Source organism: Veronia pacifica, from assembly GCF_001707825.1.
Taxonomy (GTDB): Bacteria; Pseudomonadota; Gammaproteobacteria; order Enterobacterales; family Vibrionaceae; genus Veronia; species Veronia pacifica.
Map to the genome: position 1 here is coordinate 57265 of NZ_LYBM01000010.1, position 24119 is coordinate 81383.

General features: G+C 48.1%; 24 protein-coding genes. 13 read left to right on the forward strand and 11 right to left on the reverse strand.

What is annotated here, in order from left to right; all coding sequences use genetic code 11:
• Together mlaE and mlaF are read right to left on the reverse strand one after the other, a co-directional pair.
• Complete coding sequence (gene mlaE / locus A8L45_RS07505) at window positions 1-780, reverse strand: lipid asymmetry maintenance ABC transporter permease subunit MlaE (protein ID WP_068900815.1); 780 nt, start codon at window positions 778-780, stop codon at window positions 1-3.
• The gene (gene mlaF / locus A8L45_RS07510) at window positions 777-1577 is read right to left on the reverse strand and encodes a phospholipid ABC transporter ATP-binding protein MlaF (RefSeq protein ID WP_068900818.1); all 801 of its coding nucleotides are present in this window, start codon (window positions 1575-1577) and stop codon (window positions 777-779) included. The genes mlaE and mlaF overlap by 4 nt, the downstream gene beginning before the upstream one ends.
• A gap of 354 nt (window positions 1578-1931) precedes the next feature.
• On the opposite strand from mlaF, the gene A8L45_RS07515 reads away from it, so the two are divergent.
• The 12 genes from A8L45_RS07515 to mgtE all read left to right on the forward strand — a co-directional run bounded on the left by A8L45_RS07515 (window position 1932) and on the right by mgtE (window position 11136).
• Window positions 1932-2894: a calcium/sodium antiporter gene (locus A8L45_RS07515; RefSeq protein ID WP_068900821.1), complete on the forward strand. Its 963-nt coding sequence runs from the start codon at window positions 1932-1934 to the stop codon at window positions 2892-2894.
• A 12-nt stretch (window positions 2895-2906) separates the two neighbouring features.
• Window positions 2907-3875, forward strand: a complete 969-nt coding sequence (locus tag A8L45_RS07520; RefSeq protein WP_068900824.1) for a KpsF/GutQ family sugar-phosphate isomerase — start codon at window positions 2907-2909, stop codon at window positions 3873-3875.
• On the forward strand, window positions 3875-4444 hold the full coding sequence (gene kdsC / locus A8L45_RS07525; protein ID WP_068900826.1) for a 3-deoxy-manno-octulosonate-8-phosphatase KdsC: 570 nt from the start codon (window positions 3875-3877) through the stop codon (window positions 4442-4444). Before A8L45_RS07520 ends, kdsC begins: the two co-directional genes overlap by 1 nt.
• On the forward strand, window positions 4441-5016 hold the full coding sequence (gene lptC, locus A8L45_RS07530) for an LPS export ABC transporter periplasmic protein LptC (protein WP_068900828.1): 576 nt from the start codon (window positions 4441-4443) through the stop codon (window positions 5014-5016). Before kdsC ends, lptC begins: the two co-directional genes overlap by 4 nt.
• Window positions 4988-5494, forward strand: a complete 507-nt coding sequence (gene lptA / locus A8L45_RS07535) for a lipopolysaccharide transport periplasmic protein LptA (protein ID WP_068900830.1) — start codon at window positions 4988-4990, stop codon at window positions 5492-5494. Before lptC ends, lptA begins: the two co-directional genes overlap by 29 nt.
• An 8-nt stretch (window positions 5495-5502) precedes the next feature.
• The gene (gene lptB, locus A8L45_RS07540; RefSeq protein ID WP_068900832.1) at window positions 5503-6228 is read left to right on the forward strand and encodes an LPS export ABC transporter ATP-binding protein; all 726 of its coding nucleotides are present in this window, start codon (window positions 5503-5505) and stop codon (window positions 6226-6228) included.
• Window positions 6229-6300: 72 nt separating this feature from the next.
• Window positions 6301-7749 (forward strand): RNA polymerase factor sigma-54, encoded by a 1449-nt coding sequence (locus A8L45_RS07545; protein WP_068900834.1) that lies wholly within the window; start codon window positions 6301-6303, stop codon window positions 7747-7749.
• A gap of 31 nt (window positions 7750-7780) precedes the next feature.
• On the forward strand, window positions 7781-8068 hold the full coding sequence (gene hpf / locus A8L45_RS07550; RefSeq protein ID WP_068900836.1) for a ribosome hibernation promoting factor: 288 nt from the start codon (window positions 7781-7783) through the stop codon (window positions 8066-8068).
• 3 nt (window positions 8069-8071) lie between these two features.
• Window positions 8072-8515, forward strand: a complete 444-nt coding sequence (gene ptsN / locus A8L45_RS07555; protein WP_068900838.1) for a PTS IIA-like nitrogen regulatory protein PtsN — start codon at window positions 8072-8074, stop codon at window positions 8513-8515.
• 18 nt (window positions 8516-8533) lie between these two features.
• The gene (rapZ, locus tag A8L45_RS07560; protein ID WP_068900840.1) at window positions 8534-9385 is read left to right on the forward strand and encodes an RNase adapter RapZ; all 852 of its coding nucleotides are present in this window, start codon (window positions 8534-8536) and stop codon (window positions 9383-9385) included.
• On the forward strand, window positions 9382-9657 hold the full coding sequence (locus A8L45_RS07565; RefSeq protein ID WP_068900842.1) for an HPr family phosphocarrier protein: 276 nt from the start codon (window positions 9382-9384) through the stop codon (window positions 9655-9657). The genes rapZ and A8L45_RS07565 overlap by 4 nt, the downstream gene beginning before the upstream one ends.
• Before the next feature lie 111 nt (window positions 9658-9768).
• Entirely contained in the window at window positions 9769-11136 is a 1368-nt protein-coding gene (gene mgtE / locus A8L45_RS07570; protein WP_068900844.1) for a magnesium transporter, read from the forward strand.
• 60 nt (window positions 11137-11196) lie between these two features.
• Here mgtE and pmbA read toward each other — a convergent pair whose 3' ends face one another.
• Window positions 11197-12537, reverse strand: a complete 1341-nt coding sequence (gene pmbA / locus A8L45_RS07575) for a metalloprotease PmbA (RefSeq protein WP_068900927.1) — start codon at window positions 12535-12537, stop codon at window positions 11197-11199.
• A 132-nt stretch (window positions 12538-12669) separates the two neighbouring features.
• On the opposite strand from pmbA, the gene yjgA reads away from it, so the two are divergent.
• On the forward strand, window positions 12670-13200 hold the full coding sequence (yjgA, locus tag A8L45_RS07580) for a ribosome biogenesis factor YjgA (RefSeq protein ID WP_068900846.1): 531 nt from the start codon (window positions 12670-12672) through the stop codon (window positions 13198-13200).
• Window positions 13201-13252: 52 nt separating this feature from the next.
• Here the strand turns inward: yjgA and tldD are convergent, their stop codons facing one another.
• The 8 genes from tldD to A8L45_RS07620 all read right to left on the reverse strand — a co-directional run bounded on the left by tldD (window position 13253) and on the right by A8L45_RS07620 (window position 24064).
• A complete protein-coding gene (gene tldD / locus A8L45_RS07585; RefSeq protein ID WP_068900848.1) occupies window positions 13253-14698 on the reverse strand; it encodes a metalloprotease TldD in 1446 nt (481 codons plus the stop codon).
• Between the two features lie 81 nt (window positions 14699-14779).
• Window positions 14780-15598, reverse strand: coding sequence for a carbon-nitrogen hydrolase family protein (locus A8L45_RS07590; protein ID WP_068900850.1), 819 nt, complete (start codon window positions 15596-15598; stop codon window positions 14780-14782).
• The gene (locus tag A8L45_RS07595) at window positions 15598-19479 is read right to left on the reverse strand and encodes a YhdP family protein (RefSeq protein ID WP_068900852.1); all 3882 of its coding nucleotides are present in this window, start codon (window positions 19477-19479) and stop codon (window positions 15598-15600) included. The genes A8L45_RS07590 and A8L45_RS07595 overlap by 1 nt, the downstream gene beginning before the upstream one ends.
• Before the next feature lie 20 nt (window positions 19480-19499).
• The gene (gene rng, locus A8L45_RS07600; RefSeq protein ID WP_068900853.1) at window positions 19500-20969 is read right to left on the reverse strand and encodes a ribonuclease G; all 1470 of its coding nucleotides are present in this window, start codon (window positions 20967-20969) and stop codon (window positions 19500-19502) included.
• Window positions 20966-21553 carry a Maf family protein gene (locus tag A8L45_RS07605; protein ID WP_068900856.1) on the reverse strand — a complete coding sequence of 196 codons (588 nt, stop codon included), beginning with the start codon at window positions 21551-21553 and terminating at the stop codon, window positions 20966-20968. The genes rng and A8L45_RS07605 overlap by 4 nt, the downstream gene beginning before the upstream one ends.
• Window positions 21554-21566: 13 nt before the next feature.
• Window positions 21567-22055 (reverse strand): rod shape-determining protein MreD, encoded by a 489-nt coding sequence (gene mreD / locus A8L45_RS07610; RefSeq protein WP_068900859.1) that lies wholly within the window; start codon window positions 22053-22055, stop codon window positions 21567-21569.
• A gap of 19 nt (window positions 22056-22074) precedes the next feature.
• Window positions 22075-22983 (reverse strand): rod shape-determining protein MreC, encoded by a 909-nt coding sequence (gene mreC, locus A8L45_RS07615; protein ID WP_068900862.1) that lies wholly within the window; start codon window positions 22981-22983, stop codon window positions 22075-22077.
• A gap of 37 nt (window positions 22984-23020) precedes the next feature.
• Window positions 23021-24064 (reverse strand): rod shape-determining protein, encoded by a 1044-nt coding sequence (locus tag A8L45_RS07620; RefSeq protein ID WP_068900864.1) that lies wholly within the window; start codon window positions 24062-24064, stop codon window positions 23021-23023.
• Window positions 24065-24119 lie beyond the last annotated feature (55 nt).

Here is a 24119-nt window from a genome sequence, read left to right on the forward strand (position 1 = left end):
TTAACTCCCAAACATCAAGGCGGTAAGGACAAAGTCCAGACCTAATACTGCTAAAGATGAGTGCACAACGGTGCGTGTGGTTGCCTGACTGATCCCCTCAGATGTTGGCACTGCGTCATAACCATTGAAGAGTGCAATCCAAGTGACTGTAATGGCAAAAGCCACACATTTGATCAATGAATTACCGATGTCATAACCTAAATCGACTGACGACTGCATCAAGGCCCAGAAGCTGCCATAGTCAATGCCCTTCCAGTCGACACCGACCAGTTGCCCGCCCCAAATTCCCACGGCGATAAAAATCATCGCGAGTAATGGCATAGAGATCACCCCCGCCCAGAACCTGGGTGCAATCACACGCCGGAGAGGATCGACCGCCATCATTTCCAGGCTGGATAGCTGCTCAGTTGCTTTCATCAAACCGATTTCAGCGGTCAACGCTGAGCCAGCTCGACCAGCAAACAGCAGAGCTGTCACAACAGGGCCAAGCTCACGTAACAAAGACAGCGCAACCATTTGACCAAGACTGGTTTCCGCTCCGAAGCCAGTCAAAACGAGATATCCCTGAAGACTAAGCACCATCCCTATGAACAGGCCGGACACCACAATAATCGCTAACGACCTTACGCCAATAGCATTGAGCTGCGTCACCAGAAGAGGAAACATTTTTTTGGGCTGCGGTTTGCCAACTATCGCTCCCAACAAAATGAAGGTTGCACGCCCCATTGTCTGCGCAACTGACATCGTCCGCGCACCGAACTCCTGAATCATTCTTATCATGAAGAAAAGAGCTCCTTGTCTAAAGCCATTGATGGGTAGCGGAATGGCACTGGACCGTCAGCGACACCATTGAGAAACTGAAGGATCTGAGGATCTGGGTTATCGCGCAACGACTGCGGTGAACCTGATGCCAGAATCTTACCGTTGACCAGAATATAGACGTAGTCAGCAATACCCATGACTTCAGTAACATCATGAGAAACTACGACAGAGGTCAGTCCTAGCGCCTGATTCAGGTTGCGAATAAGACTTACCAGTACCCCCATGGTGATAGGGTCCTGTCCAGCAAATGGTTCGTCGTACATGATTAGCTCAGGGTCAAGAGCAATCGCCCGAGCCAATGCTGCCCTACGAGCCATACCGCCAGACAAACTGCTCGGCATCAGTTCAGATGCACCGCGCAGACCAACGGCTTCCAGCTTTAACAAGACAATGGTTCTTATCAAAGATTCTGGCAGGTCTGTGTGTTCTCTCAGAGGAAAGGCCACATTGTCGAAAACCGTCATATCTGTAAACAGTGCGCCAGACTGAAAGAGCATACTCATCCGTTTACGGACCTCATAGAGCTTCTTTCGGCCCAGCGTTGGTATGTCATGACCACCGAACCTGATCTCACCTTTTTCCGGTTGCAGCTGCCCTGCCATAAGCTTGAGCAACGTCGTTTTACCGATACCAGATGGTCCCATGATCGCGGTCACTTTTCCTTTGGGAACTTTAAGCGAGACATCGTCAAAAATTTGCCTCTCACCACGAGAGAATGTCAATCCGCTTATTTCAACCAAGTAATCCGAATTCATAACAGGTCGTTTCCTGACCAAATACTGAAAAATAAATTAGCCAGTGATAGTAATGCCTCACTATACTCTCTGGCAATCATGCTATCTAATTGATTTTAAATTTTGCCGTTTACACTGCACCCACCCCTTGACTAACTCTCCAAAAATTTACATCGAATTTTCATCACTCACTATTAATGAGGACTCTATACAATATTGAGTAGAGTCGCAGGCCAGCAATCCCCTTTATTTTTAGCCATCTTGCGACTGAAAGTCTGATTCAAAAGTGGTTCCATTATCGCTTTTTCTTCACATTTAACCGATTACCCGTCAAAATTGCTGCTTTCGAGTCCCCGGATTAATAAAGGAACATGAATGATTGAAGCGACAGCCCTACTCGTCGTTGGCTTGGCGTTGTTAGTATGGAGTGCTGACAGGCTGGTTTTTGGTGCCGCCGCTCTGGCACGTAATGTCGGTATTTCACCACTTGTGATTGGTATGACCATTTTAGCGATGGGTAGTTCAGCGCCAGAAATGGTTGTCTCAGCAACGGCGGCGTTGAATGACAAGACCAATACTGCGGTAGGGAATGTTATCGGCTCCAATATCGCTAACATTGCACTCATTCTGGGGATGACAGCATTAATCAAGCCGTTACTCATCAGTTCGGACATCGTGCGCAGAGAATTGCCACTGCTGCTGGTTATCAGCCTTATTGCCGGTGCTGTCCTCTGGGACCTTGAGCTGGCTTTCCATGAAGGCGTGATTCTAGCAGGCATGTTTATCGTTTTCCTGATTGCGATGATGAACATTGGCAGAGCCAGTGGTGAGTCTGATCCGGCGCTTGCAGAACAGGAAGCAGAAATACCGGATGGTGTACCAAGCATGAAAGCCACCTTCTGGATAGTCATTGGCTTGATACTCCTGATCGGTAGCGCATCTATGGTCGTCGAAGGAGCGACTGTCATTGCTAAAGCATTCGGTATGAGCGATCTCGTGATTGGACTGACAATCGTCGCTGTTGGTACCAGCCTCCCTGAACTGGCAGCTTCTATCGCGGGTGTATTGAAAGGTGAAGATGATCTCGCGGTTGGTAATATTATCGGCTCTAATATCTTCAATATTCTTGCAGTTATGGGGATCCCAGGGCTACTCAATCCGTCAATGATTGACCCTTCCGCGATGGACAGAGATTATGTTGTCATGATGGCTCTGACAGTCATTCTGTTTATTTTTGCCGTCGGAAAAGGCAGAAAGATTGGCAGACTCCAAGGTCTCTTTTTACTGGCCTGTTTTATTGGCTATCAAGGCTATCTTTTCTTTAATATTGCGCAGTAAAGGGGTAGCAGTGTGGACACGTTTGATTTTGAAAAAGCCGGTAAAGCCGTTATCACGACAGAGCTTGAGGCAATAAAACAGCTTGAGCACTACATCGACAGCTCATTCAGCGAAGCCTGCAATACCATCTTGAATGGTAAGGGCAAAGTTGTGGTGATGGGCATGGGAAAATCAGGCCACATTGGTAACAAAATCGCTGCCACACTCGCAAGCACGGGCACACCTGCATTTTTCGTCCACCCAGGTGAAGCCAGTCATGGCGATCTTGGTATGATTGAGGAAGGTGATGTCTTACTGGCAATTTCCAACTCAGGCGAAGCCTCCGAAATTCTGACCCTGCTGCCTGTCGTCAAACGACGAGGCATCACGCTTATTTCAGTGACCGGAAATCCAGCCTCCACGATGGCGAGACTGGCACAGGTGCACCTATGTATCAGAGTCAACAAAGAGGCTTGCCCTATAGGTCTGGCACCGACAGCCAGCACCACCGCGACACTGGTGATGGGAGATGCACTGGCTGTGGCGTTAATGGAAGCCAGAGGTTTTACCGCTGACGATTTTGCCCTCTCTCATCCGGGAGGAGCACTTGGCCGCAAGCTTCTGCTTCATATCTCAGATGTCATGCACACAGGAGAGGCATTGCCAATGGTCAGGGAAAATGCGACTGTCACAGAAGCCTTGATGGAAATGACCCGAAAATGCCTTGGGATGACTGGTATCGTGGACGACCAGAAGCAACTGCTGGGTATTTTTACTGACGGGGACCTGCGTCGGCTCATTGAGCGAAAAATCGATCTTCATCACACCAGCATCGGTGAGGTGATGGGCAAAACACCCACAACAGTCTCCAAAGATATGTTAGCGGCTGAAGGCCTCAAATTAATGGAAGACAAACAGATAAATGGCCTTTTGGTTGTTGAAAATAACACACTGATCGGCGCACTTAACCTTTATGGCCTGGTTAAAGCCGGGGTAATGTAATGAGCACGAATAAAAAACAACAGAAAGACACTCTCTATGGTTCCGTCCCTGAGGATATTTTTCTGAAAGCACAAAAAATCCGCCTGTTAATCTGCGATGTTGATGGCGTCTTCTCAGATGGTCGTATTTATCTCGGTAATGATGGTGAAGAGTTAAAAGCTTTCCATACTCGTGATGGTTATGGTGTGAAAACGATAATGAGCGCAGGTATTGAGGTTGCAGTCATCACAGGCAGGCAGTCAGACATTGTCGCCCGCAGAATGAAAGCCTTGGGTATAAACAACATTTATCAGGGTCAAGACGATAAGGACAAGGCTTATCAGTTATTGTTGAGCGAATTAGCAGTTCCTGCGGAACAGACCGCGTATATTGGCGACGACCTGATTGATTGGGAAGTCATGAAGCAAGTCGGTTTATCTGTTTGTGTTAAAGATGGGCACCCACTGCTGGCGCAAAAAGCTGACTGGGTAACCCGAACACCGGGAGGATACGGTGCTGTTCGTGAACTCTGCGACTTGATACTGGAAGCACGAGGAGAGATAGAACAACACAAAGGGCTTAGCATATGACATTCCAGCGTTTTGCGACGCTAGTTCTGTTGATTGTGGCGAGTTGGTTGGGGTACTACCTCTATGGCGTGCATTACGCTCAGCAAGACGAGCAAATCGAGCCTGACGCCGAAAAACCTCTTTTTGCTGGAGAAAATGTAAAATCAACGAGTTATGATACTGCTGGTAAGCGAAGTTACTCCATAAAATCGACATCATTGGAGTATTACAGCAAGCTTGGCGAGACCCATTTTAATGAGCCCGTGCTGTGGACATTTAAAGATGGGGACGACGAAGAATGGCGTATAAGTGCAAACTTTGCAGTGCTCAAAGACAAAAACATTCTTGAAATGAAAGGCAGAGTCAGAATTTTTAACCTTCTGCCGGAATCAAGTATAAAAACCATATCCACTGAAACACTGACACTGGATCTCACCAGTCAGGATTTTTGGTCTGACTCAGATATCGAGATCACCGGAGAAGGGTTTCAGACCAGCGCAAAGCGCGCCAAGGGTAATTTTGGATCCTACAAAATGGATCTGACAGGAACAGTAAAGAGCAGATATGAACCGAATATACTCAGTAGCCTTTAGCCTTATTTTGCTTTTAGGTGCGCAGTCAGCAGTAGCAAAAAGTACCGACATGCAACAGCCGATTCTGATTGACGCTGACAGTCAGTTCTTGGATTTGAAAACCGGGCTGGCCGTTTTTAATGACCAAGTGTATATCAAACAGGGCACCATCCGATTGTTTGCTGACAAAGTAAACGCTCAAAGAGTAACAGGTGACAGCGTTGACGCTGGAAAAAAATATGAATTTATTGATGCATTTGGCGAGCCTGTTAAGTTTGAGCTGACGCTAGACGATGGCCAAAAAGTTAACGGACGGGCGAAAAAACTGCACTATGATGTGTCAAAAGGTATGTTGAAACTCAATGATGATGCACTAGTTGAGCATCAGGGCGGTAGTCAGGTCGAAAGTGATGTCATCATCTACGACATTGCCAAAGAACAGGTTTCGGCTGGCCGTTCAACAACCACACTACCCCCGCAATCCAGCTCCAAGAAGTGATCCAATAAATGGCCGTATTATCTGCAAAAAACCTCGCTAAAACCTATAGTGGGCGCAAGGTTGTAACAAATGTTAGCCTTGAAGTGAAATCAGGGCAAATCGTTGGCTTGCTTGGTCCTAATGGCGCTGGGAAAACGACGTCGTTTTACATGATTGTTGGCTTGGTCGCCCGCGATGAGGGTGTCATTGCAATTGATGGCGAAGATATCAGCATCCAACCCATGCACAACCGCTCAAGGATGGGTATTGGTTATCTGCCTCAGGAAGCATCTATATTCCGAAAGCTGAGTGTCTACGACAACTTGATGGCGGTACTTCAGACCAGAAGCGATCTGACCAAAGAACAAAGGCAAGACAAAGCCGAAGATTTGCTCGAAGAGTTTAATATACAGCACATACGTAACAGCATGGGTATGGCACTATCGGGTGGTGAACGTCGCCGAGTAGAAATTGCGCGAGCACTGGCAGCAAACCCAAAATTCATTCTTTTGGATGAACCATTTGCGGGAGTCGATCCCATTTCAGTGATAGACATAAAGAAAATCATTGAACATTTACGTGACAGAGGTCTAGGTGTATTAATAACTGACCACAATGTGCGAGAGACACTGAGCGTATGCGAGCATGCATATATCGTGAGTCAGGGTCATTTAATCGCAAACGGAACGCCGGAAGACGTGCTTAATGATGAGCATGTCAAGCGTGTCTATCTTGGCGACCAGTTCAGACTATAGTTAAGAGAGACTGGCAAGGGCTATCTCAACCCGCTTCCGGCGGTGAGATTGTAAAAAGGTGCCACTATTACTATGAAACCCACGCTTCAATTAAAGCTTGGCCAACAATTAGCAATGACGCCGCAACTGCAACAGGCGATTCGTCTTCTGCAGTTGTCGACACTGGATCTACAACAGGAAATCCAGGAAGCCCTTGATGCCAATCCGTTGCTGGAACAAGATGAACACACAGACTTAGAAGACAGTCTTGAAGAGCTTTCCTCTGAAAAAGTCAAAGAGGTTTCAGACAACCTTGATAGCTCCGATGCTATGGGCAAAGACGAGATGCCGGAAGACCTTCCGGTAGACACCACATGGGACGATGTCTACACCGCCAGTTCAGGTAATACTGGCGTCTCCGTCAGTGATGATGCACCTGTTTATCAGGGTGAAACCACAGAATCTCTGCAAAATTATCTTGAGTGGCAACTGCAACTGACACCGTTTTCTGATACCGACCTTGCCATCGCGACCGCTATTATCGATGGCGTTGATGATAAGGGTTATCTCACCATTTCTGCCGATGAAATTCTCGATAGTATGGGAAACAGTGAGATAGAGCTTGATGAGGTTGAGGCGGTATTAAAGCGGGTTCAACAGTTCGACCCACTTGGTGTGGCATCAAGGTCGTTACAAGAGTGCTTGATGATTCAACTTGCGGCGTTTGCGGAAGACACTCCGTGGCTTGGCGAGGCCCGTCTTGTCTTGACCGAGCATATGAACCTTCTCGCCAATCGTGACTATCGTCAGATCATGAAAGAAACCCGTCTGAAAGAGCCGGAACTGAAAGAGGTAATGAACCTGATTCATAGCCTTGAGCCCAGACCGGGTAATCTCATTGTCACCAATGAAGCTGAGTATGTCATTCCAGACGTGTTGGTATTTAAAGACCGTGGGAAATGGGTGGTACAAATCAATCCGGACAGTGTGCCAAGATTAAAGGTTAATCAGCAATATGCCGCTCTGTCTAAAAATGGCTGTAGCCCTGCTGATAGTCAGTTCATTAGAAGCCACCTGCAAGATGCAAAATGGTTGATAAAGAGTCTTGAGAGTCGAAACGATACTTTACTCAAAGTGGCACGGTGTATCGTTGAACATCAACAGGACTTTTTTGAATATGGTGAGGAAGCAATGAAGCCAATGGTGCTTAATGATATTGCCCTCGCAGTCGATATGCATGAATCAACAATTTCACGGGTGACGACGCAGAAATTTATGCACACCCCTCGTGGTATTTTCGAACTTAAATTTTTCTTCTCCAGTCATGTCAGTACTGATAACGGTGGGGAGTGTAGCTCTACCGCTATTCGCGCACTGGTCAAGAAGCTTGTCGCCGCAGAGAATCAAGCTAAACCACTGAGCGACAGCAAGATAGCGACATTATTGGCGGAACAAGGAATACAGGTCGCGAGACGCACTATTGCAAAATATCGCGAATCACTGGGTATTGCTCCGTCAAATCAGCGTAAGCGCCTGATTTAATCTCAGGCCTATCAACAGAAGGAAGATGTTTATGCAAATTAATCTCACCGGTCACCATGTTGATATCACTCCATCAATGCGAGACTATGTCACAACGAAGTTTGACAAGTTGGAGCGTTTCTTTGATCGCATCAACAACGTCCACGTTGTGCTAAATGTAGAAAAAATTCAACAGATCGCCGAAGCGACCTTGCATGTGAATAACGGTGAAATCCACGCCCGAGCAAACTCTGAAGACATGTACGCTGCTATCGATGCGCTGACAGACAAACTGGTCAAACAGCTCAACAAACACAAAAATAAATTAAACAGCCACTGAAGCATGGATATAAAAGATGTTTTAACATTGGACTGCACCAAAAGTGCAGTCCTTTGTTCGAGTAAGAAGCGAGTATTGGAACTCATTAGTGAGTTGGCAGCCAAGGAACTCAGCGAAGAACCGAAAGAGCTTTTTGAATGCCTTCTCAACCGAGAAAAAATGGGAACAACAGGTATAGGCGGTGGTATTGCGATCCCTCATGGTCGTATATATAACAGTGACCGAGCGGTGGGCGTCTTTGTCCAATGTGCCGAACCTGTAAAATTTGATGCTGTCGACAATCAACCCGTCGATCTGCTTTTTGCTCTTTTTGTTCCCGACGATTTATGCAAGGTTCATCTGGCAACATTGTCACTCTTAGCGAAAAAATTCAGCGACAAAGCCCTTACCCGCCAGCTTCGCTGCGCGTCATCTGATCTGGAGCTCTACAGGATCATCACTCAATAAAATAAAAAGGAAAAAGACATGGAGTTGAAGATTGTCAGTGGCTGCTCGGGTGCAGGAAAATCCGTCGCACTGAGAGTACTTGAGGATCTGGGCTATTATTGCGTTGATAATCTCCCTGTTGTGCTCTTGCCACAATTTATCTCCACTCAACCAACCGGAAATAATAAGGTTGCGGTCAGTATCGATATTCGAAATATGCCCGCCGACCCAGCCGAGATCACTCGTGTTCTAGCTCAACTTCCTGATGATCTCGACATAGATGTCTTTTTTCTCGATGCAGAAAACAAAGAACTGATTAAACGATTCAGTGAGACACGTCGTCTTCATCCGCTGTCAAAAGAAAATCTGACCCTTGAGCAATCAATCGTTCGCGAGAAAGAATTGTTATTGCCGCTGAAAGAGAGAGCTGACCGTGTTATCGATAGCACTGGTCATTCGGTGCACAACCTAAGCGAATCAGTCAGGAACCTTATCCTGGGAAGAAGCTCCAAAGATCTGGTGATAGTTTTCGAGTCTTTTGGTTTTAAACATGGTCTGCCAAGCGACGCTGATTTTGTCTACGATGTCCGTTTCCTGCCCAACCCGCATTGGGAGCCGTCCCTTAGACCTCTTACTGGGCTGGATGAACCTGTAAAGCTGTATTTATCAGCCCAATCAGAGGTCAGTATGCTGATTGCACAAATAAAGGGCTTCCTCGAATTCTGGCTACCGGCACTCGAAAATAACAACCGTAGCTATCTCACCGTTGCAATTGGCTGTACTGGCGGGCAGCACCGATCTGTCTATATCGCCCAACATCTGGCTGACTACTTCCAAAGCACAGGCCAACAGGTACAAATTCGACACCGGACTCTGGAGAAGCAACAATGACAAGCTTCAGCAAGTATGTGTTGATCAAGAATCGTTTGGGCCTTCATGCTCGGGCAGCCATGAAACTGGTAGAATTATCTCAAAGCTTTGATGCGACGGTTAATTTGACAAAGGGCCAAAAATCAGCAACGGCGGACAGTGTCATGGGACTGTTGATGCTGGAGTCCAGCAAAGGTGAACAAATATGCGTATCTGCTGATGGCCCACAAGCCAGAGAAGCGTTTGAGGCCATCACACAGCTTATCGAAGCGGGGTTTGACGAAGAAAACTAACCCGCCTGATGTATTCCCATGGATAAGTCATTTGCCGACAGACAGCATCAATTGATTGCGTTAGAATTCAGACCATTGCGAATTTGCTTCAGCCGTTAAGTGGGTAGTCATATGTCAGAACAATACGAAAACGATCGCCCTAATAATACCCATCAGATCTTACAAGACGTCAACAAGGCGCTTGAAAACGGCATGTTTGTCCATGTTCGGCGAACACTCGAAGACATGGAGCCTGAGGATATTGCATATCTGCTCGAAGCCTCTCCTCCGAAAGGCCGCCAAGTCCTCTGGCAACTGACCGACCCGGAAATGCAGGGTGAGATCCTCGAAGAACTGTCAGAAGATGTCAAAGATGGCATTGTGATCCAAATGGATCCGGAACAGGTTGCTGCTGCTGCAGAAGGAATGGAAAGCGATGATATTGCTTATCTTTTCCGAAGCCTCCCGCGCGGAGTCTCCCGAGATGTTCTTGCCCAGATGGATGCACAGGACAGAACCCGTGTTCAAGAAGCACTGGCTTACCCAGAGGGGACTGCTGGCGGCATAATGAGTACTGATGTCGTTACGATCCGCTCTGATGTGACGGTTGATGTCGTACTCCGTTACTTGCGGATCCGCGGCGAATTGCCAGAGAGCACTGATGCCCTCTATGTGGTGGATCAAAACAGTACACTCATTGGTTACCTCTCGATCAGCACGCTGGTTACATCCCAACCCGACGCTGAGATCCTAGAGATTATGGACGATCCTGATGAAGCGATCCCCGTCGGTATGGATGATAGCGATGTGGCCAGTCTGTTTGAACGCCGGGATTGGTTATCAGCCCCTGTTGTTGATGACAACAATCATCTTGTTGGCCGAATCACCATTGATGATGTGGTGGATATCATCCGTGAAGATGCGGAGCACTCAATGATGAGTATGGCCGGGATGGATGATGATGAGGATACATTCGCCCCTGTATGGAAATCAGCCCGCCGCCGCAGTATCTGGCTTGGTGTCAATGTGCTTGCTGCACTCGCTGCGGCATCCGTATCAAACCTGTTTGAAGGCACGTTAGATAAAATGGCAGCCATTGCCGTGTTAATGACAATCGTGCCTTCAATGGGCGGTGTCGCCGGTAACCAAACCGTCGCATTGGTGATCCGTGGCCTTGCCGTGGGTCATATTGGTGAGTCGAATACCCGATGGCTACTGACCAAAGAGGCGCTGGTTGGCCTCTTAAACGGTATCGCATGGGCCTGTATCATTGGTGGTGTCGTCGTGTGGTGGAAGGGGAACCTGATACTGGGTGCCATTATCGCAGGAGCGATGTTGACCAACCTACTGGTTGCAGGTGTGGCTGGTGTGATCATCCCCATCGTGCTGAAAAAAATGAATATCGATCCGGCATTGGCTGGCGGTATGGCACTGACTACCGTCACCGATATGATAGGGCTTTCCGTCTTTCTCGGTCTAGCAACCGTCTTTCTCGTCTGACTGTGAAAAAGGCCTGCTTGCAGGCCTTTTTACAATCTCTCAATTCTGTTTGGGCACTTTTTATTCGCCGCCCACTTTCATGGACTCAATCAGAACAGAGCCAGTCTGAATCTGGCTACGAAACTCAGTATCCGCACCTACGGCAACAATATTTTTGTACATATCGCTCAGGTTACCTGCGATAGTGATTTCACTGACCGGATATTGGATTTCACCATTCTCAACCCAGAAACCCGATGCGCCACGCGAGTAATCACCTGTTACGACATTGGCACCCTGTCCCATCAGTTCAGTCACTAGCAGGCCCGTTCCCAGCTCTTTAAGCATCTGCTCAAAAGACTGACCCGTGTGAGATACAAACCAATTATGAATACCACCAGCATGCCCCGTCGGCTGCATACCTAATTTACGGGCAGCATAACTGGTGGCCAGATACGTTTCGAGGTGACCCGATTTGATAATATCCAGATCTCGGGTGATCAGACCTTCACTGTCGAAGGGCGCACTCGCCATGCCTTTAAGTAAGTGCGGACGTTCGTGAATAGAAAGCCAATCTGGGAAGATTTGCTCACCAAGCTTATCCAGCATAAATGATGACTTGCGATAGAGGTTTGAGCCACTGATCGCCATAACAAGATGACCGAATAAACCCGTCGCAATATCCGCAGACAACATGACAGGTACCTGGCATGTACTGATTTTACGGGGGTTGAGTCTATCAAGTGTGCGTGTTGCTGCCTCAATACCGACTTTTTCAGGTGTCCAAAGATCAGCTTTATCACGGGCAACGGTGTAGCTGTAATCACGCTCCATCGCGCCGTTTTCTTCTGCAATAGCAACACAGCTAATGCTATGACGACTGGTGGCATAACTTCCCATCATGCCATGGCTGTTGGCGTAAACACGGACACCATAATGGCTGTCGTAGCTCGCGCCATCGCTGAATTTTATCCGCGCATCCTGCTCAAGGGCTGCCTTTTCTGCTGCAACAGCAACACTGGCAGCATGATCCGGCTCGGGCTCGTCGGGATGAAACAAATCAAGATCAGGATACTCCCACGCCATTAACTCTTTTGGCGCAGGACCCGCAAATGGATCTTCAGACGTGTAACTGGCGATATCAAGAGCAGCCTCAACGGTCTGAGTGATCGCTTCCTCTGTCAGATCTGAGGTCGATGCACTGCCCTTGCGCTGGCCGCGATAGACTGTGATTCCCAGTGCTCCATCGCTGTTAAACTCGACATTTTCAACCTCACACATGCGAGTGGAAACGCTGAGTCCTGTCGTTTTTGTGATCGCCACTTCAGCGGCATCGGCTTTTTTTCCTGCAAGTTCAAGTGCACGGCTAACTGCCGCCTCAAGCTCAGTGCGCTGCTGAGCAACCTGTTGTTTCGCGTCCATAAAAGTCACTATCATATTTGTGTTCCTGTAAGAATAACACTCCCGCTACTGACAATGTTTAAAAAACGCCACCAAACCGAGGCAATCTTGGTAAAATAACCGCGAATTGAGACAATCAACCCGGGAAACAGTATGAGCCGTAAGAACAAACGCGAGCCGTGGGAAGAAGAAGAGGAAATCATCTGGGTCAGTAAATCCGAGATGAAGCGCGACATGGAAGAGTTACAAAAGCTGGGTGAAGAGTTGGTGAAACTCAAGCCAGCCGTGCTAGAAAAATTTCCGCTTGATGACAGTCTTCGGGATGCGATTGCTGATGCTCAGCGTTTTAAAAATGAAGCGAGACGTCGCCAGCTACAATTTATCGGTAAGCTGATGCGTAACCGCGATCCTGAGCCTATTCAGGCTGCGCTGGACAAACTGAATAACAAGCACTCGCAGCAGACCGCTGAGATGCACAAACTTGAGCAACTGCGCGATCGTATCATCGAAAAGGGTGACAGTGCGATCAATGAAGTGATTGCAGAATTTCCTGATGCAGAGCGTCAGTATTTGCGTCAGTTAGCCCGTCAGGCCAACAAAGAGAAAAGCCAGAGTAAGCCGCCAAAAGCTTACCGCGAGATCTTTCAGTATCTCAAGGAACTCAAAGGCGACGACCTTGCCTGATACAAAAAAGCCAGCATCTCGCTGGCTTTTTGTTATTTAGTAGTTGAATTCACTACTCTGTACCGCCGATGGTCATCGCATCCAGTTTCAGTGTTGGCTGACCTACACCGACTGCGACGCTCTGTCCTGCCTTACCACACACGCCAACGCCGCGATCGAGGGAAAGATCGTTTCCTACCATTGAGACTTGCTGCATGGCTTCAATACCACTTCCTATCAGCGTTGCGCCCTTCACTGGCGTCGTGATCTCACCATTTTCGATCAGGTAAGCTTCACTGGTCGAGAACACAAATTTACCTGAGGTAATATCTACCTGACCACCACCAAGACTCGGCGAATAAAGGCCATTTTCCACACTGCTGATAATGGATTCCGGCGTACTTTCGCCCGCCAGCATGTAGGTATTGGTCATCCTCGGCATCGGAAGATGCGCGTACGATTCACGGCGGCCATTACCTGTTGGAGCAACGCCCATCAGATGGGCATTGTGCTTATCCTGCATATAACCCCTGAGAATACCCTTTTCAATCAGCACGTTGTACTGCCCGGGTATACCTTCATCGTCGATATTCAACGAACCACGACGGTCGCTCAAGGTGCCATCATCAACAATGGTACACAGTGGAGACGTTACAAGTTCACCAATCTGACCACTGAACACTGAAGACTCTTTGCGGTTAAAATCGCCCTCAAGGCCATGTCCCACTGCTTCATGCAGCAGAACACCTGGCCAACCCGCACCAAGTACCACAGGCATAGTGCCAGCTGGTGCTGATTTAGCAACGAGATTAACCAGAGCCAGACGAACAGCTTCGTCAGCATAGTTCAGCGCGACAGATTTACCGTCTCGTTCCTCGGTAAAGAAATCATAACCAAAACGACCACCGCCGCCGGAAGATCCGCGTTCACGCCTCCCCTCTTTCTCTACCAGCACACTGATAGACAGACGAACTAACGGCCGGATATCCGCTGCATATGTTCCATCAGTTGCGGCAACCAGCACTTGCTCATAGACGCCACTGATGCTGACAGAGACTTCCTGTACCAGGGGCTCTTTGGCTCGGATATAAGTATCGATTTCTTTCAGCAGAGCAATTTTTTCCTGCTTGGACATGCTTTTTAACGGATCAACAGCAGCATAAATGGCAGGATACTGAGCACTGGCAAAAGCGGCCACTTTCCCCTGTCCACCCTTACCGGCAATACCACGGGCGGCCGTTGCACTTTGCATCAGCGCATCAGCGTTTATCTGGTCAGAGTATGCAAAGCCAGTTTTTTCACCTGTAATGGCCCTGACACCCACGCCACGATCGATGTTAAATGAGCCATCCTTGATAATGCTATCCTCAAGGATCAGTGATTCATGCCAACATGATTGAAAATAGATGTCGCCATAATCAATATCTCTGGCCGTCAGATGGGCCAGAGTCTGCTCTATTTGACTCTGACTGATACCAGACAGGTGCAACATAGTTTGTTCTACTTGTTCGAGGCTCATTTAACCTGCTCTTCGCAATAAAAGTGGTTTGCTGACCGATTTTAAGGTCAACAATAAATAGTTCTATATTCTGAGACTGCGCTATTTCATCACGCATTGCAACCTAGCGTGCTGGAGTACCGGCATTTTACTGCGGATGGCCGAATTGGCAGAGAGGTCAATCTCAGCACTGGTAACTCCGACCCTATCACTCAACGCGGTCACCACCTGTCCCCAAGGGTCAACAATCATTGAATGCCCCCAGGTATCTCTGCCTGAATCATGGTCTCCGCATTGCGCAGCCGCCAGTAACCAACACTGTGTTTCGATCGCTCTGGCGCGCAGCAAGACTTCCCAGTGCGCCTGACCAGTCGCTTTCGTAAAAGCAGCGGGAACTAAGATGATATCTGCACCCTGTGCGCGTAATGCTGCATAAAGTTGAGGGAAGCGGATGTCATAACAGATAGATAGACCAAGCGTACCAAACGGTGTATCCACCAGCGCCACACCCGACCCCGCCCGAAAGGTATCTGATTCGCGGTAACTCTTATGCCGATCAGCAATATCGACATCAAACATATGCATTTTTTCGTAAGAGGCGCGAAGCGTTCCGGTCTCGTCGTAAACCAGACAAGTAGTGCTGAGTGTCCCGTCATGGTTACGAATGGGGAAAGACCCAATGATAAGCCAAATACCCAACTCGAAAGCCAGTTGAGAGAACTGCTTCTGTCTCTGGCCATGACCAAGTTCTTCAGCGACTTTCTCGTAATCTTCTTTTTTACCGAACACCAAACAATTCTCTGGCGTCAATATCAGTTTCGCGCCCTGATTTCTCAATGCCCTGAGCTGACCTTCGAGCCAGTCCATATTTTCGTTGGCATCGACACCGGAATTCATTTGTACTACGCCAAATCTTGCCATTATTGTCCGCTCCCTTGCTGTTGGCCGCGCAGACGCTCCAGCGCCTTTGGTGGTAATGTCATTTCTGATTGACTGCGGGATACTTCCTTGATCTCTGGTGCATCAAGTCGACCTGACACCTGGTATCTGATCTGAGTAAATACATCGACGACAGGTGACAAAACAGTGGTCACTGCCGCAACGTACAACGCAGTTTGCGGTGCAACGGCAAATGCACTCAGTACCGGAATGCTGGATGTAATATCTGGAATAAATCTGACGTCCGCATCCACGGTATTTTTTGGAATGTTGGCTATCCCTTTTATAAACATATCACCTGCCAATGCTTTCATCTGGATATTATCTGTGACGACAACACCATCTGTGATCACACCACGACCAGATATCTCATCAAAAGCCAATCCGTCCTCAAATACGCCCCGGAAGTCCAGCTGCATTTTTCTGACAATCGAATCAAGACTGAATAGCCCCAGCAGTTTACCCGCACCACCGACACCACTGATGTAGCCATCCTCAAGCGTCGCACTGATATCACCATTCAGAGTACGTGTATCAATACGCCAAGGCGCACCATCAAAAGTGACATCACCAAAGGAGCTGTAACTGGCCTCCTGAATACCACCTGTTACGCCAAAGCGGCCAATAATATCGGCGGTATTGGCACCCTTGGTGTTAAATTTAAGCCAACTGTGGCTGATACCTTTGTCATCGACTTCCCACCAGCCATTAGCGACAATACTATTTTCACCGCTCCCGACAGAAAACTTGGTCAAACTGATCCTGTTATTGTCATTGATCAGCTTGGCATCTAGTTTGCCCACCCGATAACCTTGCAACCAGAGTTCGTTGACAGCCAGCAGGGTGTCAGGAAAATATTTGATAGCCATTTTGTCTGCATCCGTGGCGAGACTGCTGACCTCATCTTTTATCTCGTCGACGTTGTGCGCTAACTTTTCTTCTTTTGAATTATCAGGCTCATAGTTAATGAACAGATGGTCAACAGATACCGTCAGACTACTATCTTTTTGCCATACGGCATCACCATCCACCTCTTCACTGCCGTAGATGATATGCCAGTTATGTTCATTGTTACGGGCTGCTACCGAAACATTGTTCAACGTAAAGCCAAACATCGTCAGCTTGTCTGATCTCAGGTTGATCCCCGTCGGTGCTGGAATATCAACAGAGCCTGATTGATTCATAAAATCTGTTTGAGTGAGACTTTCAGCAACCACTTTCCAATCATCAAGGTTGATATAGGGATAATTCACATCAATCAGGTGGCTGCCAATAGTGGAAACTGGCATTGGAGACTCGCCCACTTCCAAAAAGCTACTCATCACTCGTGGGCGTTTGCCAGTCAGCGATACCACACCTCGATAACGGCTATCGGGCAACTGCGCATAGACGGTAAATTGGTTATCACTTCCCTCTACAATCACTTTTGCCGTTCGACCCGCTAATTGAGATTGGCTGAAAGGTTCAGGGAGGTCACTTTTCAGTTCACCTAGCTGAGCATTGAGATCCGCCCGAAAGCGGGTACTTTCAGGGTAGAGACCGAGCCCAAGACGCAAGTCCCAGCGACTTGTACCGGCGACCTTATCAAAACGCCCAAGGTCGGTTTGCTCAAGTAACTTCTTGATGTCCCAGTCGCCTTCTGTCTTGATGTTTAACAGGTATCCCTGTTCCTGCTGTTCACCGTTAACCCCAATGTCTACCCTCTGATCAAGAAGGACGGCATTAAGCTGGTCACTGCTTACCTTATCGTCTTGGAACAAGACCTGACCGCTGACACTGTTTAGCTGCAATTTGGGTGCCTGCAGGTTAATTTGATTATTGTCAAAGATGACCGCACCCTGAGTTGTCGGTTCTGAACCATCAAAAGGAATGGTCAGTGACAGCCCAGCAGCTACCGGACCTTTTGCTCCCAAATGTGTCAATGCTGAACCCACACTATCGGCTAAGGGTGTGTCCATCAGCAACGCCGTCGCTGCCTCGCTTTCACCCTTTGCTTTAATGTCTAACTTGAGTGGCTGACCGTCTTCGAGAAGAATATTGCCAAGAATTTTGTCCGAGCGAATCCCTCCAATACGCGCATTGTTCGCATCAATCAAAAGCCTGTCATTCTCAAACAATAAGTTCGCGTCAATGTCAGACACTTGTGGCCAACTGGACAGGAATTTAAATGTACCACGCCGCAGCGGCACGGCGGCTTGAAACATGCCATCGTGGTGATTGTAGGGGAAGTCAGCCAGTGTACCGTGCCAGACCAATTTCGCTTTATCTACTCGACCACTTTTTAATGCATCTGAAAGAAATGTCGTGAGATTTTTACCCAATGCCAGTGTAGGCAGGTAACGCCATGTTTTGCTGACATCTTTCAATGAGGCTTCAGTATAGAAAGATAACCAAGGGCTGCCTTTTTGAGGGAGATCAAGACGAAACTGCCCCTTAACTCCCATCACAGAGGAAGAAACAGATACATGGTCACTCCATATGTGAAACTGCTGAGATCCTTGTTGCCAGTAAAGAGAGACATCGCCCTGCTGAATATCTAAGGGAGCCTGAAAGAACTCACCATAGGGCAATGTCTGCTCTGACATCACCAATCTGGCTTTACCTGCACTGCCCACGCCGGAGAGGTCAATAGCCAGCCCCTTAGTATCAGGCAAATAAGTCCAGTGCCGGAAGCTCACATCCTCAACCCGGGCAGAATACTGCAAAGGAGAGCCCTGCTCGTAACTCACGCGAAGATCACTGACCTTGCCATTGGGATTAAGGTCTCGCAGAGCATTTCCGACTGCAGGTGACAGCGGGAGTAAGCGACTGACAGGCATAATCAAGCCAATCTGACTGTCTGAAAGATTGACTCTCCATTTGTGTTCAATCAGCTCAGCATGAATTTTGGGCTCGGGCCAGCGCTTGCCATCGGTTTGAACACTCAGTGACTCACTATCGAGCCGCCAGCCCTCTCTCTCTGGCGAAATATGGATTGTGCCACCGTTAATCCCGATACTGTGCTGACCGTTATTTTTCTCTGACCATGCAAGACGTCCACGATCAAACCCAAACTGAGCTCCCGTGAGCCGCCCACCGTTAATATCAGCCCAAAGTCGCCCTCCTGCCGTTGCCTGTTCCAACACTATATTTTCAGGTAGATAAGGTGAAATGAAAGGACGCACTGAGATATTTTCAGCACCTATGTAAAGCTTGCCCGTAAGCGAACTTAGAGTGCCCTGCTCACTGAACTCAAGGTTTACCTCAAGTTTATTGAGGTTGGTACCGCGAACACTCACTGTTCCCTGCGCTCGGTGTGATTGGCCCTGATTTCGCCACAACAGCGAATCAATATCTAAGGTGTAGTCGTTATCGTCCGGCGCTCTTAAAGTAACCACCGCATTACGAAGACCAAACTTGGTAATGTTGACCAGAAACAGTTTTTCCAAGCGATGTATGACATCTTCCCTATTGGCATCATCTTTGGATTTATCACCACTTTTGACAGAGTTCGACGACAGCTGGGTTAAATCCACCTTTAACCCGTCTGCATTGAGACGAGAAAATACGGGTTCAAGATTTTTTATCGACGCCAGTAAATCAAGTTGCAGGTCAAGCTTTGCCAGCGACATGACCTGTTTCTGGGTTTGACTGGCCAAAGTAACCTGCTGCAACGAAAGCGATGGAACTAAATATCGCCAATGCCCGGTTGCAGACTCAAAATCGACCTGAAAATCACTTTTCTGCTGTATCCACTCCTGAATAGGGCCTTTGAACGTGTTGATATTGGGCAGGAGTAGACGTAAAGAAACGGTGGCCGTAGCCACCAGTAATAGAAGAGTCAGGGTGAAAGCGGTCATGAACCGCAGGAAAAATCTCATCATGGATCAGGGGAACATCCGGTCTACATCATTACCACATCGAACTGCTCTTGGGAGTAAAGCGGTTCAGCCTGCACTTTTACCTGCTTACCAATAAAAATCTCGAGTTCGGCAAGTGCGTGGTATTCCTCACCTTTAAGCGCATCTGCAACGGTTGGCGAGGCATAAACAACAAAATTATCCGCCTCATAAGCACGGTTTACTCGCGTGATCTCACGAAGAACCTCGTAACAGACGGTTTCCACTGTCTTCACTGTTCCCCGTCCCATACAGGTGGGACAAGACCCACACAATATGTGTTCGATACTCTCACGGGTACGTTTCCGGGTCATCTCGACCAACCCTAGCTGGGTAAAGCCATTAATATTGGTTTTCACCCTGTCTCTAGACAGCGCCTGCTCAAGCGACTGAATCACTCTCTCTCTGTGCTCTTCCGAGGCCATATCGATAAAATCAATGATGATTATCCCACCAAGGTTTCGCAGTCGAAGCTGACGGGCAATTGCACGAGTGGCTTCAATGTTGGTATTGAAGATCGTTTCTTCAAGATTACGACGACCAACAAATGCCCCTGTGTTGATGTCGATGGTTGTCATTGCTTCTGTCTGGTCAATAATCAAATATCCACCAGATTTGAGCTCAACTTTACGATCCAAAGAACGCTGGATTTCATTCTCTGTATCGTACATGTCGAAGATAGGTTGATCGCCAGTGTAGCACTCAAGCTTGTCGGTCAGCTCGGGCACAAACTCCTTAGTAAACTCTTTCACTTCATCAAAACAAAGGCGCGAGTCAACGCGAATTAAATCAAGATCAGTGCCCACAAAATCACGCAGAATACGTTGCGCCAGGCCAAGCTCTCCATATAACACACTGCGATTAGTGCTCTTTATACGCCGTTCTATGACTTTCTTCCAAAGCCTCTTGAGGAAAGCGGCATCCTGAGCCAGCTCCTGCTCGGTTGCGCCTTCAGCCGCGGTGCGGATAATATATCCACCCAACTCATCGCAATAAGGAGTCACTAAGGCTTTGAGGCGATTTCTCTCCTGTTCGCTTTCGATGCGCTGTGAAACACCGACATGAGAAGCCCCCGGCATAAATACCAGGTAACGTGATGGCAGGGTAATATCTGTCGTAAGGCGCGCGCCTTTCGTACCGATAGGATCTTTAACCACTTGCACGACAATGAACTGCCCCTGACGAACCAGCTCAGAAATATCACGGACATTGAACTGCTGCTTCTCATTTTCCGATACACACTCAGTGTGAGGAACGATGTCTGATGCGTGCAGAAAAGCGGCTTTTTCAAGTCCAATATCAACAAAAGCAGCCTGCATTCCGGGGAGGATACGGCTCACCTTGCCTTTATAAATGTTACCTACAATGCCTCGCTTGGCTTCGCGCTCAACGTGCACCTCACGGAGGTTTCCAGCCTCAATCAGGGCTACCCGGGTTTCCGTTGGTGTCACATTGATCAATAACTCAGCACTCATTCTATTTCCCCGGTTAACGCAGTAAATTGGTCTAATAAAGTTTCAGTTTCATACAGTGGCAAACCAACTACAGCGTGGTAACTGCCCTCTATCCGGGTAACAAAACGCCCTCCCAGTCCCTGTATAGCATAACTGCCAGCTTTATCGGCTGGCTCTCCAGAATGCCAGTACTGCGCAATTTCTCTATCGCTCAATACTTTAAACCAGACATGGGTTATGACAATTGATGTCAGTTGATGGTTCCTATCGGCAACAGTCACAGCCGTCATCACCTGATGTTTTTTGCCTGAAAGCTGCTGAAGCATAGATTTAGCATGAGCAAAATCCGACGGTTTTTCCATCACTTGTCCATCGAGAACCACTATGGTGTCAGCACCAATAACAGGGCGCTCTTCGGGCGCAGCAGCGACGCCTGCCAACGCTTTATCAGCCGACAGACGTTTAACATAGTCTTCAGCCAATTCCCCTTCAGCCTGTTGTTCTTCAACATTAACAGACAATACAGAGAATGGCAGGGAGATCTGCTCCAGAAGGGCCTTACGACGGGGTGAGGCTGATGCGAGGTAGTAAGATAAAGATGACATTCAGCCTCCGGATTCACTTGATAGATAGCTTGCGCCTGACACGACGCAATAATAAAAATAACCACGGCCAGAGTAAAAAATTAAGAATACCTGCCCAGAAGACGCTGGGGTCAAAAGTAACATTGGTCAATAGATACTCAGCCAAAAATTCAAGGATCTTGGCAGCCAGCGTCGCGACCGTCAAAATCGCCGCCTGCATCCAGAGTGAGAGATTCCTCAGCATTTGGAAGTTCCAGGCAACAAAATAAATGACCAGTGACATCATCAGCCCACGCACCCCAAGAGTCGAGCCAACAATCAAATCCCATAACAACCCCAGCAGCAACGCGGTGCCAACGTTTACCCGGTTTGGCAACGCCATCACCCAGTAAAAGGTCACCAATAACACCCAGGATGGTCGAAAGTGTTCAAGCTCTCCCGGCCAAGGGGTGGTTTGTAAAATCAATGCGATAATGAACGATAGCCAAATCAGGCCATGGCTTCGCATCACGGGGTTTGCCATGTATTAACCTCTGGAATGGTCAGTTTTTCTTGGATTTATTGTCAGGCTGATTAACCGTCACTGTTTCCCGCTGATTTTCAGGAGGAGGTGCCCGCCGTTTATCTGCATGCATGGTAGGCCATACCAGTACCACATAACGCAGACGATCGAACTGGACGGCAGGTCTTGCATCAACTTGCGCGAAAGGACGTTTATTATCAAACGAGAATGAGGTCACCGTTGCGACAGGGTAGCCTTCCGGAAACACGCCTCCCAGCCCTGAACTCACCAGTTTATCGCCAGCTTCGATATCTGCACTACTGGTAATATTCTCCAGCTGAATATTATTTCTATCACCACGTCCCGCAGCAATAACCCTAATGTCATTTCGCATCACCTGTACAGGAATAGCGTGACTTGGATCTGTGATCAGCAACACTCGGCTATTGTGGGCACTAACATATGCTACCTGACCGACAATACCATGCTCGTTAATCACTGGCTGACCTTCGTATACGCCGTTTGTCCGACCTTTATCGATCATAATTTGATGCTTATACGGGTCGGAATCTACCGCCATAACTTCAGCGACAAGACGTCGTTCATCACGAACAAACTTAGAACCGAGCAGCTCACGCAACTGCTGATTCTGACGCTCGACCTCGTCAAATAATAACTGGCGACTGCGCAGGACCAACACTTCTTCTTTCAGCTTGCCGTTTTCAATCAGTAATTGTTGATTGGAGGTGAGCTGATAAGAGAGATTGTCAAGAATATCCCGGGGTAAGTTAGAGGCATATTGGAGCGGTGCCACAACGGTATTGAGTAAGTAACGAACTTTTGCGAAGGCGTCAAAACGACTGTCAGTCAGCATAAGGCTGACTGACAGGACTACCGCGAAAAACAGGCGTAGAGGCAAAGATGGCCCACGGCCAAACATTGGTTTCATTGTGTAATTGCGACCTGTTTGTTAGCAATCAGGAGAATTAGTCGTCGCTGAATAGATCGCCGCCATGCATGTCGATCATTTCAAGTGCTTTACCGCCGCCACGTGCCACACAGGTCAGTGGCTCTTCAGCAACAACAACTGGAATACCGGTTTCTTCTGTTAACAGACGGTCCAAGTCACGCAACAACGCGCCACCGCCAGTCAGAACCATACCGCGCTCAGAAATATCAGATGCCAGCTCAGGTGGACACTGCTCAAGCGCAACCATAACCGCCGAAACAATACCAGCCAGTGGCTCTTGCAGCGCTTCCAGAATTTCATTGGAGTTTAGCGTAAAGCTGCGTGGCACACCCTCTGCAAGGTTACGACCACGCACTTCGATTTCACGTACTTCATCACCCGGGTACGCAGAACCAATTTCGTGTTTAATACGCTCTGCCGTTGCTTCACCAATCAGGCTGCCGTAGTTACGACGAACGTAATTGATGATTGATTCATCAAATCGGTCACCACCAATACGAACAGAAGACGAGTAAACAACACCGTTGAGTGATATAACCGCCACTTCAGTGGTACCACCACCGATATCGACCACCATAGAACCCGTTGCTTCTGATACGGGTAAGCCCGCACCAATCGCCGCCGCCATAGGCTCATCAATCAGATACACCTCTCGTGCACCCGCACCCAGTGCAGACTCACGGATCGCACGACGCTCAACCTGCGTAGAACCGCAAGGTACAGCCACCAGCACACGGGGGCTCGGGCGCATGAAGCTGTGATCGTGGACGGTTTTGATGAAGTGCTGAAGCATTTTTTCAGTGACGTAGAAGTCAGCGATTACGCCATCTTTCATTGGTCGGATGGCAGAAATAGTGCCAGGAGTACGGCCAAGCATTTGTTTTGCCTGATGGCCGACAGCCGCAACGCTTTTGGTAGAACCTGAACGGTCTTGACGGATTGCCACGACAGATGGCTCATCAAGGACAATTCCCTGTCCTTTTACATAAATCAGTGTATTGGCTGTTCCAAGATCGATAGACAGATCGTTGGAAAACATACCACGAAGTTTCTTAAACATAATCTTCGGTTAATCCTGCACGCGTGAGAATTTTTTTTATATTGCCGCTAAATGT

Bases quoted from the DNA above. Each gene is read 5' to 3' on its own strand.
- mlaE (WP_068900815.1), bottom strand. From the start codon at position 780: ATGATAAGAATGATTCAGGAGTTCGGTGCGCGGACGATGTCAGTTGCG.
- mlaF (WP_068900818.1), bottom strand. From the start codon at position 1,577: ATGAATTCGGATTACTTGGTTGAAATAAGCGGATTGACATTCTCTCGT.
- A8L45_RS07515 (WP_068900821.1), top strand. From the start codon at position 1,932: ATGATTGAAGCGACAGCCCTACTCGTCGTTGGCTTGGCGTTGTTAGTA.
- kdsC (WP_068900826.1), top strand. From the start codon at position 3,875: ATGAGCACGAATAAAAAACAACAGAAAGACACTCTCTATGGTTCCGTC.
- lptC (WP_068900828.1), top strand. From the start codon at position 4,441: ATGACATTCCAGCGTTTTGCGACGCTAGTTCTGTTGATTGTGGCGAGT.
- lptA (WP_068900830.1), top strand. From the start codon at position 4,988: ATGAACCGAATATACTCAGTAGCCTTTAGCCTTATTTTGCTTTTAGGT.
- lptB (WP_068900832.1), top strand. From the start codon at position 5,503: ATGGCCGTATTATCTGCAAAAAACCTCGCTAAAACCTATAGTGGGCGC.
- A8L45_RS07545 (WP_068900834.1), top strand. From the start codon at position 6,301: ATGAAACCCACGCTTCAATTAAAGCTTGGCCAACAATTAGCAATGACG.
- hpf (WP_068900836.1), top strand. From the start codon at position 7,781: ATGCAAATTAATCTCACCGGTCACCATGTTGATATCACTCCATCAATG.
- ptsN (WP_068900838.1), top strand. From the start codon at position 8,072: ATGGATATAAAAGATGTTTTAACATTGGACTGCACCAAAAGTGCAGTC.
- rapZ (WP_068900840.1), top strand. From the start codon at position 8,534: ATGGAGTTGAAGATTGTCAGTGGCTGCTCGGGTGCAGGAAAATCCGTC.
- A8L45_RS07565 (WP_068900842.1), top strand. From the start codon at position 9,382: ATGACAAGCTTCAGCAAGTATGTGTTGATCAAGAATCGTTTGGGCCTT.
- mgtE (WP_068900844.1), top strand. From the start codon at position 9,769: ATGTCAGAACAATACGAAAACGATCGCCCTAATAATACCCATCAGATC.
- pmbA (WP_068900927.1), bottom strand. From the start codon at position 12,537: ATGGACGCGAAACAACAGGTTGCTCAGCAGCGCACTGAGCTTGAGGCG.
- yjgA (WP_068900846.1), top strand. From the start codon at position 12,670: ATGAGCCGTAAGAACAAACGCGAGCCGTGGGAAGAAGAAGAGGAAATC.
- tldD (WP_068900848.1), bottom strand. From the start codon at position 14,698: ATGAGCCTCGAACAAGTAGAACAAACTATGTTGCACCTGTCTGGTATC.
- A8L45_RS07590 (WP_068900850.1), bottom strand. From the start codon at position 15,598: ATGGCAAGATTTGGCGTAGTACAAATGAATTCCGGTGTCGATGCCAAC.
- A8L45_RS07595 (WP_068900852.1), bottom strand. From the start codon at position 19,479: ATGATGAGATTTTTCCTGCGGTTCATGACCGCTTTCACCCTGACTCTT.
- rng (WP_068900853.1), bottom strand. From the start codon at position 20,969: ATGAGTGCTGAGTTATTGATCAATGTGACACCAACGGAAACCCGGGTA.
- A8L45_RS07605 (WP_068900856.1), bottom strand. From the start codon at position 21,553: ATGTCATCTTTATCTTACTACCTCGCATCAGCCTCACCCCGTCGTAAG.
- mreD (WP_068900859.1), bottom strand. From the start codon at position 22,055: ATGGCAAACCCCGTGATGCGAAGCCATGGCCTGATTTGGCTATCGTTC.
- mreC (WP_068900862.1), bottom strand. From the start codon at position 22,983: ATGAAACCAATGTTTGGCCGTGGGCCATCTTTGCCTCTACGCCTGTTT.
- A8L45_RS07620 (WP_068900864.1), bottom strand. From the start codon at position 24,064: ATGTTTAAGAAACTTCGTGGTATGTTTTCCAACGATCTGTCTATCGAT.